The sequence below is a fragment of the Methylobacterium sp. PvR107 genome (assembly GCF_017833295.1).
Lineage (GTDB): Bacteria > Pseudomonadota > Alphaproteobacteria > Rhizobiales > Beijerinckiaceae > Methylobacterium.
Map to the genome: position 1 here is coordinate 4,532,757 of NZ_JAFIBW010000001.1, position 12,196 is coordinate 4,544,952.

Below are 12,196 nucleotides of genomic sequence, written 5' to 3' on the forward strand. Positions count from 1 at the left end.
GAACGGGTTCGGCATCCGTGACTTGCGGCCTGTTCCCGCGGCGACTACATGCGGGCGGTGCTGCTGAGCTGGCGCGGTCGGTCCATCGGATCGGCTCCGCGCCCTGCGGCGTTTCCCGAGCTCGATGACAGCCGAAAACGCATTGCCGGAACGCCTGCTGCCGGACGGTCCGACTGGAGAAGGTGCATGGCGAAAGAAGAATTGATGCAGTTCGACGGTCTCGTGATCGAGATCCTGCCGGATGCGCGCTACCGCGTGCAGCTCGACCAGGGCCACGAGATCGTGGCCTACACGGCCGGCAAGATGAAGAAGAACCGCATCAAGACGCTGGCCGGCGATCGTGTGACCGTCGAGATGTCGCCCTACGACCTTGAAAAGGGGCGCCTCGTGTTCCGCCACAAGGACGAGCGTTCCTCCGGGCCGCGTCCTCAGGTGCGCGGCGGCCAGTTCCGCCGCCGTTGAGGAGCGAGCGCGCGGCCCGGGCTCCGTCGGCCGCGCCCGCCTACCTCCTGCTCACAGCCACGGCGCTCCTCTGGGCGGGCAACGCCGTCACCAGCCGCTGGGCGCCGGGCCACGTCTCCCCTCAAGTGATCACGACCCTGCGCTGGGCGGTGGCCTGCGCGGCGCTGACGCCGTTCGCTGCCCGCAGGCTCGCCGCCGACTGGCCGCTTCTGCGCCCGCACTGGCTGCGCATCCTGCTGATGGGCGGGCTGGGCTATACGGCCTTCAACTGCCTGTTCTACGCGGCCGGCGTGCATACCGGCGCGATCAACCTCGCGCTCTTCCAGGGCGCGATCCCGGTTCTGGTGATCCTCCTGAACCGCTTGGCCTATCGCGTGCCGGTCACTGGCGGCCAAGTCGCGGGCGTGGTCCTGACGCTCCTCGGCGCCGGCCTGGCCGCGACCCATGGCGACTGGTCGGTGATCACGCACCTGGCGTTCAATCGCGGCGACGTGCTCGTCTTTGGAGCCTGCCTGCTCTACGCGGGCTATACGATCTTCCTGCCGACCCGGCCGAAGGTCTCGGCGCTGGCCTTCTTCGCCGCCATGGCGGTGGCCGCCTTCGTGACATCCCTGCCGCCGCTCGCCGTCGAGTGGGCAACCGGTCATGCCGTCTGGCCCAGCCGCGAGGGCTGGGCCATGGTGGCGTTCGTCGGCCTGGGGCCGTCTCTGCTGGCGCAGCTGTTCTTCATGCGCGGCGTCGAGCTGATCGGCCCGAACCGCGCCGGCCTGTTCGTGAACCTCGTGCCGATCTTCGGCGCGGTCCTCGCCGTCCTGCTGGTCGGCGAGCCGTTCGGGGCGACGGAAGCCGCCGCCCTCGCGCTGGTCCTCTGCGGGATCGCCTGTGCCGAGCGCCTGAAGCCGGCGCTCGCCGTCGAGCCCGTCCCGGAGGCCGCTTACTCGCAGACGCGGACGCGGCGGATGTAGACGTCGCCGTAGGGATCGACGGTCCGGCGGCGCTCGAAGTGGCAGACCGGGCCGTAATCCTCCTCGACGTAGACCGGCGCCGGGGCGCGATAGACCGGGCGGCCCGGGTAATAGCCGTTGTTGGCGGACGCGATGGCGCCGCCGACCGCAAGGCCGCCGAGCACGCCGAGCGCGGCCGCGCCGCCGGCACCGATACCGTCGCGTGCCTGGGCGGCGGGCGCGAGGGTGGCGAGGCTCCCGACGATAAGGCTCGTCGCGAGAAGGTACTTCATGACTTCCCCCTGAAAGCAGGCGATTCGTGCCGAACGTCGGCACAGTCCCGCTAGCACATCCGAGCTTTGGGGCGTTTGTTCGGCCGCACGTGACGGGACTTGGCGGCTTGACGTGAGGTGTGCCGCCGCACCAAACCCGGGGCGACAGCGAGGGGCGCGGAGGCCGGCATGGTGACACGGGGCTTCGTCGGGCGCAGGCAGCCGCCCGAGACCGGGGCACGCCTGCCGCCGGGCCAGTATCTCACCGATGACTTCCCAATCCTGCAGATCGGCCCCAACCCGGTGGTGGACCTCGCCACGTGGCGGTTCACGCTCCGCGAGGGATCGCGGCCGATCAAGTCCTGGAGCTGGGACGAATTCGAGGCGCTCCCGCGGACGACGTGGCACGGCGACATCCACTGCGTCACCAAGTGGTCTAAGTTCGATACCGACTGGGAGGGTGTGAGCTTCGACGATCTGCTGGCGGATGCCGGGGTCGCGGCGCCGACCGGCTTCCTGCTGGCGGAATCCTACGACGACTACACCACGAACGTTCCGGTGGCGGATCTCGTGGGCGGCCGCGCGCTCGTGGCCACCCGCTACGCGGGTGAGCCGATCCACCCGGATCACGGCGGCCCGGCGCGGCTATTCGTACCCCATCTCTATTTCTGGAAGAGCGCCAAGTGGGTGAGAGGCTTGCGCTTCACGAACATCGACACCGCCGGCTTCTGGGAGCTGCGCGGCTACCACATGTACGGGGATCCCTGGCGTGAGCAGCGCTACATCGGTGACTGAGCCCGTCGTCTTCCGCTGGCATCAGGCTGAGATCACCGCGATCGCGCCGGTCACGCCCCATGTGAAGAGCGTCCGGCTGCGCTGCGGCCTGGCCGAGCAGTACCGGGCCGGGCAGCATGTCGATGTCCGCCTCACCGCCGAGGACGGCTACCAAGCCCAGCGCAGCTACTCGATCGCCTCCGCCCCGGACGGCAGCGGGACCCTCGAGCTGATGATCGAGGGCCTGCCGGACGGCGAGGTCTCGGGCTGGTTCTCGGATTGCGCCGACGTCGGCGACCGCGTGGAATTGCGCGGGCCGATCGGCGGTTCGTTCTCGTGGGACGGACCCGATGGCGGCCCGCTGCTCCTGGCGGCCGGCGGCTCCGGTGTGGTGCCGCTGCTCGCGATGCTGCGGCGTCGAGCCCAGGGCTGGCGCGCGATCCCGGCGGCGCTGATCTACTCGGCCCGCACCCGCGCGGAGGCGATCGCGGTCGCCGAGCTGGAGCGGTTCGCCGCGACGGATCCCGGCGTCTCCCTGCACCTCGCGATCACCCGCGAACCTGGCGGCAGGCGGATCGACGCGGCCTTGGTCGCGGACGCGCTGGCGCGGACTGGCCCGCCAGGGAAGGTGTTCCTCTGCGGCTCCAACCGGTTCGTCGCCGCGGCGTCGGCCCTGATCGTGGCAGCCGGCGTTGCCCCGGGCCTGATCCGAACGGAGCGCTTCGGCGCCTGAGCGAAGCGATCTGGGCAGGAGCGGCCTCACGCGGAATCTCCGGCGCTTCGGCGCTCTCCAGCGGATGACCAGCGCCGTCATTCCGGGGCGCCGCAGGCGAGCCCGGAATCCAGAACCTCCGTCGGTCTTAGTCCGTCGCGCGGCGGCGGCTCTGGATCCCAGGTTCCGCTGCGCGGCCCCGGGATGACGCGTCGATCCGGTAGCCTGCGTGGATCACGGGCTGAAGATCAGGACGAGGTAGACGAAGAACAGCACGAGGTGCACCGCGCCTTCGAGAACGGTCGTGCGCGACCCCGAGAAGGTCTGAGCGCTGAGGATCAGCGTCACGGCGAGCAGAGTCATCTCGGTGGGCTTGAGGCCGAGCACCACGGTCTGGCCCGTGAGCAGGCCGATGGTCAGGATGGCCGGTACGGTGAGGCCGACCGTTGAGGTCGCCGCGCCAAGGCACAGATTGATCGCCCGCTGCAGCTCGTTGCGGGCCACCGCCTTGAGCGCCGAGATGCCCTCCGGGGTGAACACGATGGCGGCGATCAGCACGCCGCCCAGTGCCGAGGGCGCGCCGAGCGCTGCGATGCCATGGTCGAGGATGACCGCGAGGCTCTTGGCCAGGATGACGATCGGCATAACATTGGCGAGCAGCAGGCCGACATGCTTGGCGACACTGCCGCCCGAGATGGAAGAGGCCTCACCGGGATGCGCGTCCGCATCCCGGGCCTCGGCGTCGATGAAGAACTCGCTGTGCCGGCCGGTCTGGATCAGCAGGAACACGCCGTAGAGCGCCAGCGTGAACACCGAGAACGTCACCGCCTGCAGGGTCGTCAGCGTCCCGTCACTGGTGGAGCTGGTGAAGTTTGGGATGATCAGCGCGATGGTGGTGAGCGGGATGATCACCGACATGAAGGCCGAGGCCCCCTTGAGGTTGTAGCGCTGCTGGTGGTGGCGCAAGCCGCCGACCAGGAGGCCGAGTCCGACCACGCCGTTCAGCACGATCATCAGCACGGCGAACATCGTGTCGCGGCCGAGCGTCGGTGCATCCTTGGCCGAGAGCATCACGGCCGAGATCAGCGCCACCTCGATGATGACGATGGCGAGGGTGAGCACCAGGGTGCCCAGTGGCTCTCCGAGCCGGTGAGCCAGTTCCTCGGCCTCATGCACGACGCCGAACGCCGCCCACACGATCACCACCAGCAGCCACGCGAACAATCCGCCCGCGAAGAGCGGCTGCGACAGGTCGCCGAGCCAGTCCTTGCCGAACCACGCGAAGGCAAGGACCGTGGCCCAGGCTGTCGCCACCCGCAGGGCTGCCATCATGATGAAAGGTGACTCCCGTCCATTGGCGCCGACGCCGCTACGTACGATACTTGACCGTGCCTTAGCAGGTCGCCGCGACGGTGTCGGCTTCTTACCGTCCTTGCGAGCGGAGCGAAGCAATCGAGGCGGCGCCGCGCTGGCCGAACTCGCGCAGCCCTCGGCTGCTTCGCGTCGATCGCGAAGACGGGCGGCGCTCCGGTGAGTCCTGGCGGGCGCGGTCGGCCGAGATCAGGACATCCGCATCTCGGAACGAGCCCGCGCAACCGCCCCATGTTGCGGCGGGAGTGGTCAGTTGGCCCGCGAGGCATTACGTTACCACCACCCGAATAGAGTCCGGTGCCTGATTCCTCCGCCGCGCGATGGCGCGCTGCCGGGTGCGGCGCGGCCGTTGAGAGTTTCCCGAGCTTGCCTTTTCCGACCCTGCCCGCCCCCCTCGCGCGGGCCCTTGCCGATCGTGGCTATGCCGATCCGACCCCGGTTCAGGCCGCAGTGCTGGAGGCGGCTGCCGGCTCCCGCGATCTCCTCGTCTCCGCGCAGACCGGCTCCGGCAAGACCGTGGCGTACGGTCTCGCCATGGCGAGCCTGCTGATCGGCGACGGCGACATGCTCCCGCCGCCGGCGGCGCCGCTCGCCCTGGTGATCGCTCCGACCCGGGAACTCGCGCTCCAGGTCCAGCGCGAGCTGTTCTGGCTCTACGGCCCGGCCGGCGGCCGGATCACCGCCTGCGTGGGCGGCATGGATCCGCGCCGGGAAAGCCGGATGCTCGCCGACGGCACGCATATCGTCGTCGGGACGCCCGGCCGCCTTCGCGATCACTTGGAGCGGCGCAACCTCGATCCCACCGCGTTGCGAGCCGTCGTTCTCGACGAGGCCGACGAGATGCTGGATCTTGGCTTCCGCGAAGATATCGAGTTCATCCTCTCGGCGACGCCGGCGGAGCGGGCGACCTACCTGTTCTCCGCGACGCTGCCGAAGGGCATCGAGGCGCTGGCCGAGCGCTATCAGCGCGACGCGCTCCGACTCGCGATCAAGAGCGAGACCCGCGGACATGCGGACATCGCCTATCGGGCGGTCCGAATCATGCCGCGCGAGACCGAGCACGTGGTGCTGAACCTCCTGCGCGAGGCGGACGCCAAGACCGCGATGGTCTTCTGCAATACCCGCAACGCCGTCCGCCACCTCCAGGCGAACCTGACCGAGCGCGGCTTCTCCGTGGTGGCACTCTCGGGCGAGCTCGGCCAGGGCGAGCGTAACGCCGCGCTCCAGGCCCTGCGCGACGGCCGCGCCCGGGTCTGCGTCGCCACCGACGTGGCCGCCCGCGGCATCGACCTGCCGTCCTTGAGCCTCGTGATCCACGCGGATCTGCCGCACGACGCCGAGGTGCTGCAGCATCGCAGCGGCCGGACCGGCCGTGCCGGCCGCAAAGGCACCTCCGTGCTCCTGATCCCGAACTCGCGTCGGCGACGGGCCGAGCAGATGTTCGCCATCGCCAAGGTGAGCCCCGAATGGTCCGGTCCGCCCTCGGCCGACGAGATCCGGCGCCTCGACGGCGAGCGCATGCTCTCAGACCCTCTCTTCTCCGAGCCGCCGGCCGAGGAGGATGTGGCGCTGGCCGAGACGCTGCTCGCCGGCAAGAGCCCGGAGGAACTGGCTGCGCTCCTGGCCCGCGTCTACCGCACCCGCCTGCCGGCGCCCGAGGAGGTCAGCGATCCGGGTGAGGGCCGCGCGCCGCGGGGCGAGCGACCGCCCTACGACCCGATGGATCCCGAGAAGATCGCCGCCATAGGCCCGGCCGTGTGGTTCCGGCTCAATCTCGGCCGCCGCGACAACGCCGACCCGCGCCGGCTGCTGCCGATGCTCACCCGTCGGGGCAGCATCGGCCGCCAGGAGATCGGCGCGATCAAGATCTTCGACCGCGAGACCAAGTTCGAGGTGCGCGGCAATGCGGCGGCACGCTTCGCCGAAGCCTTCGCCCGCAACGGATCGCCGGAAATCCAGGTCGAGGCGCTGATGGGCGATGGCGATTCCGGCGAACGCAGCGGACGGCCTGGCAGTCCGAAGGGCTTCGCGAGCCCGCGGGCTGGAAAGCATCAGCGCAAGGTCGAGCGTACCGGGCCGAAGCCTGACCACAAGCCTGGGCGCCATTCGGGCCGGGGCTGAGAAACGGCGTCGGCCGCCTTGCTGCATCGCCGCGCATGCGGCGCCGCGGCGAATGCGCGGCTCTTGAAGGCGGCGCACGGCGTGGGAGCGAATCGGTCGGTCCGGATCGCCGCCTGACAGTCACCGCCCCTGCGTTGGCCGCGGGGCGCGAGCGGGGGCCTTGATGGACGGGCCGCCGCGCGGGGCCGCAGCCCGCTCAGAAGACGTTCTTCACCGCTGCGCCGAGGGCGTCGACGCTCTCCTTGAGCTTGCGTCCCGCCGGCGCGAGGGACGGCAGCTTGATGCCGAGAACCTCGGTCTCCTCCGGTTCCGAAGCCTCGGCCTGTGCCACCGTGGCGGATGCCGGCGCCTTCGCGGTGCCGGCCACCTTGGGCGACGCGGGCGGCTTCTGCGCCGCCACCGCCTTGCGCACCGGCTTCTCGCTCTTCTCGGCCACCGGCGCGGACGCGGCGACCGGCTTCTGGACAGGCGCAGCCGCGGGCTCGATCACGTCGCGCGCCTTGACGGTCTCCGAGGACCGCGGAGCGATGAGCGCCGCCGTCCGGCTCGGCGGCAGCGTCACGGCCTGGCGTCCGGCCGTAACCGGCGCGATCGGGGTCGGGATCGGGATGCGGCGGGCCGGCGGTTCCGCGGCGGCGACAACCTTCGCCGGCGGCGCGGCCGCGTCCCGGGCTGGCACCGCTGCCGGCGTGAAGGCCTCGGGCAGGGCGGCCATCCGCAGAGCGGGCGATGCAGGCTCGGCCGCCGGCTTCGGCGCCGAAGCCACCTTGCCGGATCCTGCCAGAGCGGGAAGGCCATCCTTCAAGTCGGGCCAGTCGGCCGCTTTTCCGGACACCTTGAACGTCACGGGCGCCGGTGCGGCGAGGCCGGCCATCAAGGTCGAGGCGGCGACGCCGAAGCCGCAGATGGCCCCGGTCCCGGCGAGACCGAACAGGATGACGCGCAGGTTAACGCCACGCTTCGGACGCAACTCCGGCTCCCGAGTCTCTCGGGTCTCAGAGGGATCCAGGGCGAGATCGATCATGGTCCGGGGTCTCTGACACGATGCACAATGCGCGCGACCGGGCTCCCCCGCGACCGGCCAGCGTCTTCCGATGAAACGGAAGAGATTCGTTGCTGCCATCGACAGTGAAAGCGCAATACGGCGCAAAAATGTCGGCTCGAATTGGCAGCAGGCCCAGTCGTGGCTCGGCTATCCACAAGATATACGTGATCGGCTTAAGAATCTGTCATCGCCGTGATCGCGGCGTTTCCGACACCGCGCAGCCTGTCCGGGCGCGGTTCCACGAGACCGCTTGGCATGGACTTCGGCGATGCGCCCGCTATGCGTCACCCGGTGGATACCGGACCGAGAAACCTGTCGTTGAACAACGCGTCCGCGCCTTTCGGGTCCCGGATCGGGCGCTGGCCTTGGGCCGGCTGGTCCACGCGCGCGCGGCTGGTCGCCGTCGTGCTGTTGATCGATGCGCTGGCGGCCCTGATCTCCTGCGGTGTGATCGTGCTCAACGCCCGCACGGCCGTGCGGGTCGAGACCCGCGCCTCGCTGGCCACCGTCGAATCCCTGGTCGCGGACACGATCCGCCTCTCGGACACCAGCAACCCCGACACGCTGCTTCAGACCCTGGATCTCCGCTTCAAGGTGCTCCGCCACGTCCGCGTCGCCGTGCGTGACGCGGACGGGGACCAGGTCGGGCAGCCGGCCCTGCCTCACCGGTCCGAGCGCGAGGCGCCGCGCTGGTTCGCCGACCTGATCATGCCGCCGATCGAGCGGCACACCCTGCCGATCGCGGTGAACGGCCAGCAGCTCGGCACCGCGCAGATCACCACGCAGCCGCTCGACGAGATCGACGAGATCTGGGGCTATGCCCGCGCGCTGTCGCTGACCACCCTGGCGATCAACGCGGCAATGCTGATCGCGCTCTACGTCGCCCTCGGCCGCATCCTGGCGCCGCTGCGGCGGCTCGGCGTTGGCCTGACGCAGCTGGAGCACCACGATTACACGGCGCGGCTGGAGCCCCCTGGGGCCCGCGAGCTGGCGGTCATTGCAGACCGCTTCAACAAGGTGGCGGAGGCGCTGGGCGAGGTTCGTGCGGCCAACAATCGGCTCAATCGACAGCTGCTGACCGCACAGGATGACGAGCGGCGCCGCACCGCCCTCGAACTGCATGACGAGTTCGGCCCCTGCCTGTTCGCCCTCGAAGCCAATGCCGCCTCGATCGCCCGGATCGCCTCCGGTCCCGCCGAGCCCAGCCGCGAGAAGCTCGCGGCCCGGGCCGATGAGATCAGCACCATCGTGGCTCAGGTCCAGACGGTGAACCGGGAACTCCTGAACCGCCTGCGGCCGCACGGGCTCGGCCAGGCGCCCCTGGCCACCTGCCTCGACCTGCTCCTGCGCGGATTCGCCCAGCGCCACCCCGCCATCGCCTTCGTTGGCAGGTTCGACGGCTTGGCGCGCGGCTACGGCGACCTCGTGGATCTCACCGTGTTCCGCTGCGTGCAGGAGAGCGCCACCAACGCCGTGCGCCACGGGGGCGCGTCGCAGGTCGAGGCCGAGGCCGGCGAGACGGACGGTCGGGTGCAGGCCACGATCCGCGACAACGGCTCTGGGATCCCGGCGGAACACGGGACCGGGCTCGGTCTGTCGGGGATGCGGGAGCGCGTCGAGGCCCTCGGCGGCAGCTTCGCCCTTGACAATGGCGGCCCCGGAGCAATCGTCCGGATCACGATCCCCGTTCCGCCGGAGCAGGGCGACGAGAACAACGCGCCGAGCGCATGAACGCCATCGCTTCCCAGATCGACGTCGCAGCCACCCGTCTGCCGGTCCTGGTGATCGACGATCACCCGATCGTCCTGCAGGGCTGTCGACGCGTGCTGGAAGATGCCGGCGTCGAGACCATCGCGGAAGCGACCACGGTGGTCGGCGGCTACCGCATCTTCCACCGCCTCCGGCCGCCGATCGTGATTTGCGATCTGACCTTCCAGGGCAGCGGCATGGCCGGTCTCGGCCTGATCCGGAGGATCCGCGCGGTGGCGCCGGAGACGCGGATCCTTGTGTTCAGCATGCACAATGATCCGGTCATCGTCGCGCGCGCCCTCGAGGCCGGGGCCCTCGGCTACGTCCTGAAGGACCATGCCTCGGCCGAGCTGTTCGAGGCCTTCGGCAAGGTGCGGAACGGCGAGGTCTATCTGGACCGCCGGCTCGCCACCGAGGTGGCGATGCTGCGCGCCGACGCCCGCCGAACCCCGGAATCGCAGCTCACGCCCCGCGAGCAGCAGATCCTGGCCCGCCTCGCCCAGGGGCGCTCCTACGGGGCCATCGCGGCCGACCTGTCGGTGAGCTACAAGACCGTCACCAACGCCTGCTCGCAGATGCGCCAGAAGCTCGGCGTGCGGACCCTCGCCGAGCTGATCCACGTCGCCGTCACTCACGCGCAGCGGCAGGGCTAGCCGCGATGGCCCTCATGATGAAGGGAGACGGCGGACCGGGCTCCTTCTCCGGTGAAGCCTGGACGCGCAACGCCGCCGCCTGCACCACCATCGGGTCGATGCCGTTCAACGCGGACCTCGCTGCCGGGACGCTGCCGCGCGCCACCTTCCAGCACTACATCGTCCAGGATGCGCATTACCTGATCGGCTTCGGCCGAGCCCTGAGCCTCGCCGCCGCGAAGGCGCCGGAACCGGACGGGATCGTGCAGTTCTCCCGAGCCGCGCAGGACGCGATCGTGGTGGAGCGCGCGCTCCACGGCGGCTTCTTCCGCGATTACGGGATCGGTCCCGAGAGCTTTGCGGCGGCCCCGCTGACGCCGGCCTGCGATCACTACGTGTCCTACCTGCTGGCGACGGCTTACGCCGAGCCCTTCGAGGTCGTCTGCGCGGCTTTGCTGCCCTGCTTCTGGATCTACAAGGCCGTCGGCGACGACATCTTCGCCCGCGCGGCGGCCGGCAATCCCTATCGGGCCTGGATCGACACCTATGCGGGCGAGGAGTTCGCGGAAGCGGTGGCGGGAATGATCGCGGCCACCGACCACGCGGCGCTGACGGCTTCGGTAGGCACGCGGGAGCGTATGCACCGGGCCTTCACGCAGGCGACCCGGCTTGAATGGATGTTCTGGGACAGTGCCTACCGCGATGCCGGATGGCCGGTCTGAAGGGCCGGCGGCATCCATGAGAGCGTCATCGGGTCCGAGCCGGCGCGCGCTCATGGCCGCCGCAGCGGCGGCCGCGGCGTCCTGGCCGCCGCTCGCCGCAGGATCAGACGCGCCCGGGTCGATTGCGCCGGATCGACCGGTCCGGATCGCCATGCTGCTCTTCCCGGACATGACCGCCCTCGACCTCGTCGGGCCGCAGACGCTGCTCGCCGGCCTGGCTCAGGACAGCCTCTACCTCGTCGCTGAAAAGGCCGGCCCGGTCGCGACCGACACCGGACTTGCGCTCGTGGCGACGCACAGCTTCGAGACGTGTCCGCAGGCGCTCGATGTCCTGTTCGTCCCTGGCGGCGATGGCACGCCGGCACAGATGCGCAATCCGGCCTTGCTCGCCTTCCTGCGCGAGCGCGCCGCGCGGACGATGTGGCTCACCAGCGTCTGCACCGGTTCGCTGATCCTCGGCGCCGCCGGGCTGCTGCGCGGTTACCGGGCCACCTCGCACTGGTGTCTGCGCGATGCGGCCCTGCCGCTCCTCGGCGCCGAGCCTGTGGCCGAGCGCGTCGTGTTTGATCGGAACCGCGTTACGGGAGCCGGGATCTCGGCGGGGCTCGATCTCGGGCTGGCGCTCGCGGCGCGGCTGCGCGGTGCGGAGTACGCCCGAACTGCGCAGCTCGTCGCCGAGTACGCTCCGGAGCCACCTTTCCGGGCCGGCACACCCGCCGAGGCTGGACCGGCCGTCGTCCGGGCGGCCGATGCGATCCTGGGGTCGCTGGTCGCCGGAGCGACGGAAGCGGCGCGTTCCCCGGACCGTGGCCTCAGCGATGCAGCTCTGCCACGCTGAGCGGCGACATGCGGACGCGTCCTTGACGGAGGCAGCCGCCCGTCCGAACTGTGCGGTGCAAGATCCGCCGGAGCCGACATGTCCTTGATCGCACGCCTGCGCGCCTACGCGACCGAGGCCCTGGGCGTCGGCAGCCACGAAACCGTCGACGACACGCATTTGGCCGCGACGGCCCTCCTCGTCCACGTGGCCCGGGTGGACGGGATCCTGGCTCCGTCCGAGAGTGAGCGCCTGTCCCGCCTCGTGCAGGGTCATTATGCGGATGGTCCGGACGCGGCCCGCGCGCTCATCGACCGGGCGGCCGCGATCGACGCGGAGACGCGTGACGTTGTGAGCCTCGTGGAAATGATTCCCCACGAGGCCGACAGGACCGAGCGGCAGGAACTGCTCGCCATGGCTTGGTCGGTCGCAGCCGCAGACGGCCATGTCGACGAATTCGAGGAAGCGCTGGTCGAGCGGCTCGGCCGTTTGCTCGGCTTCGACGACGGCGCCATCGCGGCCGCGCGGCGCAGCGGACAGCACGGCGCCGGAATCGCCTGAAGCCTCGGGGACGG

Annotated in this window: 13 protein-coding genes; 10 read left to right on the forward strand and 3 right to left on the reverse strand. The window is 70.4% G+C overall.

All coding sequences use genetic code 11. The features are described from left to right. The first annotated feature begins 186 nt into the window (after positions 1–186). Complete coding sequence (gene infA / locus JOE48_RS21400; protein WP_091781030.1) at positions 187–462, forward strand: translation initiation factor IF-1; 276 nt, start codon at positions 187–189, stop codon at positions 460–462. Continuing rightward, positions 459–1,427, forward strand: a complete 969-nt coding sequence (locus tag JOE48_RS21405) for a DMT family transporter (RefSeq protein WP_210032730.1) — start codon at positions 459–461, stop codon at positions 1,425–1,427. The genes infA and JOE48_RS21405 overlap by 4 nt, the downstream gene beginning before the upstream one ends. Here the strand turns inward: JOE48_RS21405 and JOE48_RS21410 are convergent. Continuing rightward, a complete protein-coding gene (locus JOE48_RS21410; protein ID WP_210032732.1) occupies positions 1,397–1,699 on the reverse strand; it encodes a hypothetical protein in 303 nt (100 codons plus the stop codon). The two genes, JOE48_RS21405 and JOE48_RS21410, sit on opposite strands and share 31 nt — an antisense overlap. Positions 1,700–1,867: 168 nt before the next feature. Between JOE48_RS21410 and JOE48_RS21415 the strand changes: the two genes are divergently transcribed. After that, a complete protein-coding gene (locus tag JOE48_RS21415) occupies positions 1,868–2,473 on the forward strand; it encodes a sulfite oxidase-like oxidoreductase (protein WP_210032734.1) in 606 nt (201 codons plus the stop codon). Continuing rightward, positions 2,448–3,185: an FAD-binding oxidoreductase gene (locus tag JOE48_RS21420; RefSeq protein ID WP_210032736.1), complete on the forward strand. Its 738-nt coding sequence runs from the start codon at positions 2,448–2,450 to the stop codon at positions 3,183–3,185. The genes JOE48_RS21415 and JOE48_RS21420 overlap by 26 nt, the downstream gene beginning before the upstream one ends. Before the next feature lie 213 nt (positions 3,186–3,398). Here JOE48_RS21420 and JOE48_RS21425 read toward each other — a convergent pair whose 3' ends face one another. Beyond that, complete coding sequence (locus JOE48_RS21425) at positions 3,399–4,496, reverse strand: calcium:proton antiporter (RefSeq protein ID WP_210032738.1); 1,098 nt, start codon at positions 4,494–4,496, stop codon at positions 3,399–3,401. Positions 4,497–4,901: 405 nt separating this feature from the next. Here JOE48_RS21425 and JOE48_RS21430 point away from each other — a divergent pair, with 405 nt between their 5' ends. Beyond that, a complete protein-coding gene (locus tag JOE48_RS21430; RefSeq protein WP_210032740.1) occupies positions 4,902–6,656 on the forward strand; it encodes a DEAD/DEAH box helicase in 1,755 nt (584 codons plus the stop codon). Positions 6,657–6,852: 196 nt separating this feature from the next. Here the strand turns inward: JOE48_RS21430 and JOE48_RS21435 are convergent, their stop codons facing one another. Further along, positions 6,853–7,680 carry a hypothetical protein gene (locus JOE48_RS21435; protein ID WP_210032741.1) on the reverse strand — a complete coding sequence of 276 codons (828 nt, stop codon included), beginning with the start codon at positions 7,678–7,680 and terminating at the stop codon, positions 6,853–6,855. Between the two features lie 276 nt (positions 7,681–7,956). Here JOE48_RS21435 and JOE48_RS21440 point away from each other — a divergent pair, with 276 nt between their 5' ends. The 5 genes from JOE48_RS21440 (at position 7,957) to JOE48_RS21460 (ending at position 12,182) form a co-directional block, all read left to right on the forward strand. Next, entirely contained in the window at positions 7,957–9,432 is a 1,476-nt protein-coding gene (locus JOE48_RS21440) for an ATP-binding protein (protein WP_210032742.1), read from the forward strand. Further along, complete coding sequence (locus JOE48_RS21445) at positions 9,429–10,103, forward strand: response regulator (RefSeq protein WP_210032743.1); 675 nt, start codon at positions 9,429–9,431, stop codon at positions 10,101–10,103. The genes JOE48_RS21440 and JOE48_RS21445 overlap by 4 nt, the downstream gene beginning before the upstream one ends. A gap of 17 nt (positions 10,104–10,120) precedes the next feature. Next, on the forward strand, positions 10,121–10,804 hold the full coding sequence (locus JOE48_RS21450) for a TenA family protein (protein ID WP_210035955.1): 684 nt from the start codon (positions 10,121–10,123) through the stop codon (positions 10,802–10,804). Positions 10,805–10,955: 151 nt separating this feature from the next. Continuing rightward, positions 10,956–11,642 carry a DJ-1/PfpI family protein gene (locus tag JOE48_RS21455; protein WP_245252909.1) on the forward strand — a complete coding sequence of 229 codons (687 nt, stop codon included), beginning with the start codon at positions 10,956–10,958 and terminating at the stop codon, positions 11,640–11,642. Between the two features lie 78 nt (positions 11,643–11,720). Then, positions 11,721–12,182 (forward strand): TerB family tellurite resistance protein, encoded by a 462-nt coding sequence (locus JOE48_RS21460; RefSeq protein WP_210032745.1) that lies wholly within the window; start codon positions 11,721–11,723, stop codon positions 12,180–12,182. The last annotated feature ends 14 nt before the right edge of the window (positions 12,183–12,196 follow it).

Excerpts from the sequence above, each read along its gene's own strand:
- infA (WP_091781030.1), top strand. The coding sequence starts at position 187 with ATGGCGAAAGAAGAATTGATGCAGTTCGACGGTCTCGTGATCGAGATC.
- JOE48_RS21410 (WP_210032732.1), bottom strand. The coding sequence starts at position 1,699 with ATGAAGTACCTTCTCGCGACGAGCCTTATCGTCGGGAGCCTCGCCACC.
- JOE48_RS21415 (WP_210032734.1), top strand. The coding sequence starts at position 1,868 with ATGGTGACACGGGGCTTCGTCGGGCGCAGGCAGCCGCCCGAGACCGGG.
- JOE48_RS21425 (WP_210032738.1), bottom strand. The coding sequence starts at position 4,496 with ATGATGGCAGCCCTGCGGGTGGCGACAGCCTGGGCCACGGTCCTTGCC.
- JOE48_RS21435 (WP_210032741.1), bottom strand. The coding sequence starts at position 7,680 with ATGATCGATCTCGCCCTGGATCCCTCTGAGACCCGAGAGACTCGGGAG.
- JOE48_RS21440 (WP_210032742.1), top strand. The coding sequence starts at position 7,957 with ATGGACTTCGGCGATGCGCCCGCTATGCGTCACCCGGTGGATACCGGA.
- JOE48_RS21445 (WP_210032743.1), top strand. The coding sequence starts at position 9,429 with ATGAACGCCATCGCTTCCCAGATCGACGTCGCAGCCACCCGTCTGCCG.
- JOE48_RS21450 (WP_210035955.1), top strand. The coding sequence starts at position 10,121 with ATGAAGGGAGACGGCGGACCGGGCTCCTTCTCCGGTGAAGCCTGGACG.
- JOE48_RS21455 (WP_245252909.1), top strand. The coding sequence starts at position 10,956 with ATGCTGCTCTTCCCGGACATGACCGCCCTCGACCTCGTCGGGCCGCAG.
- JOE48_RS21460 (WP_210032745.1), top strand. The coding sequence starts at position 11,721 with ATGTCCTTGATCGCACGCCTGCGCGCCTACGCGACCGAGGCCCTGGGC.